General features: G+C 70.7%; 1 protein-coding gene. It reads right to left on the minus strand.

Going from position 1 to position 1,858, the window contains the following annotated elements; genetic code table 11:
* Window positions 1-1,858 (minus strand): non-ribosomal peptide synthetase (locus G3436_RS26630; protein WP_163951334.1); only part of this gene is annotated, 1,858 nt, incomplete at both ends.

Raw genomic sequence — 1,858 nt, forward strand, 5'->3', positions numbered from 1 at the left:
GGCACCATATAGGCCGGCAGGCAGCTGCGCAGGGCCTCGCGCAGCGTTTCGGGCTGCACCGGCGCAGCGGCGGTGAACCAGGCCAGCAGGCGCTCGTCGCGCACCAACACGACCGCGTCATTGATGCCGGCCTGGCGCGCCAGGGCAGCCTCGATCTCGCCGAGCTCGATGCGCATGCCACGGATCTTCACCTGATCGTCATTGCGCCCCAGGTAGTCCAGGGTGCCGTCGGCGTTCCAGCGCACGCGGTCGCCGCTGCGGTACAGGCGCGCCTGCGGGTCGCTGCTGAACGGATCGGCGAGGAAGCACTGCGCACTCAGTTGCGGGCGGTTCAGGTAGCCGCGCGCCACCCCGGCACCGCCGATGTACAGCTCGCCACTCACGCCCACTGGCACCGGTTGTAGTTGCGCGTCGAGCACGTACACCACGGTGTTGGCGATGGGCCGGCCGATGTGCAACGGCCCGCCTACCTGCACCCGGCCGCTGGTCGCGACCACGGTGGTCTCGGTAGGCCCGTAGTTGTTGATCACGGCAAAGCCCGGTTCGCGCTCGAACTGGCGCAGGCGGTCGCCGCCGATCAACAGGGTGCGCAGGGTCGGGTGCTGCTGCGTACGGCCCAGGGCCTGTTCGGCCACCGGCGTGGGCAGGAAGCTGACCTGCAACGGTTGCGCCAGCCACCAGTCGAGCAGTTCGTCGACGTGTTCATTGCCGATGCTGGCCGGTGGCAGGTGCAGCACGGCCCCGGCGCACAGCGCCGGCCACACTTCCCAGGCCATGGCGTCGAAACCGAAGCCGGCCACGCTCGAGGTATGGCTGCCAGCCTCAAGGTCAAAGGCCTCGCAGTGCCAGTGCACCAGGTTGGCCAGGGTGCGGTGTTCGACCATCACGCCCTTGGGCTGGCCGGTGGAACCGGAGGTGTACACCACGTAGGCCAGGTGGTCGGCACCCAGCCCCGGCACCTGCGGCGTGAGCGACGGCGCGGCATCCCAGGCCAGACGGTCCAGGTCGAGGCAGGCCACCTCGCCTGCCAGCGCACGGGTGGCCGTGTCCACCAGCACCACCTGCGGCGCACTGTCCTGCAACAGGTAGCCAATGCGCTCGCGTGGATAGGCCGGGTCCACCGGTACGTAGGCCGCCCCCGCCTTGAGCACGGCCAGCAGCGCGACCAGCCGCTGCGGCCCACGGTGCAGGCACAAGGCAACGCGCTGGTCAGGCCGCACGCCCTGCGCGATCAGCGTGTGGGCCAGGCGATTGGCGCGCTGGTCGAGCTCGGCGTAGCTCAGTACCTCGCCACCCTGCACCAGCGCCGGCGCGTCGGGACGCCGCCGGGCCTGGGCCTCGATCAGTGCCTGTACGGTGTGCCCCTGCGGGTAGTGGCGCGCCGTACCGTTGAAATCGTCCAGCACGGCCTGGCGCTGTGCCGGGGCCAGGATCGGCACGCCATCAAGCGCCGCCTGCGGAGCGTGCTCCAGGGCCTGGACCAGGTGCGCGAGCACCGTGCGCATCCACTCGGCCACACGCCCGGCACCGAGGCCGTTTACCGCCAGCACCTGCAGGTCGAAGCCGTCGCCCTGGTCGTCCACGCACAGCGTCAACGGGTAGTTGCTGCGCACGTCGCCGCCCAGCAGGCGCACGCCCTGCCAGATCCCCTCGCCGTCGCGCAGGGGCACATCGGCGGTGTGGCGATAGTTGAGTAACGCACTGAACAGCGGCGCCGCACCGCCCACGCCACTGCAACGCTGGGCCAGCGCGAGGGAGGCGTGCTCATGGCCGAGCAGCGCCGTCAGGCTCGCGTGCACGGCCCTGACGCCATCGCGCACGCTGGCGTGGGTGTCGATGCGCAGCGGCAAGGTGTTGA

It is taken from the genome of Pseudomonas brassicae (assembly GCF_010671725.1).
In the GTDB taxonomy this organism is placed as follows: domain Bacteria; phylum Pseudomonadota; class Gammaproteobacteria; order Pseudomonadales; family Pseudomonadaceae; genus Aquipseudomonas; species Aquipseudomonas brassicae.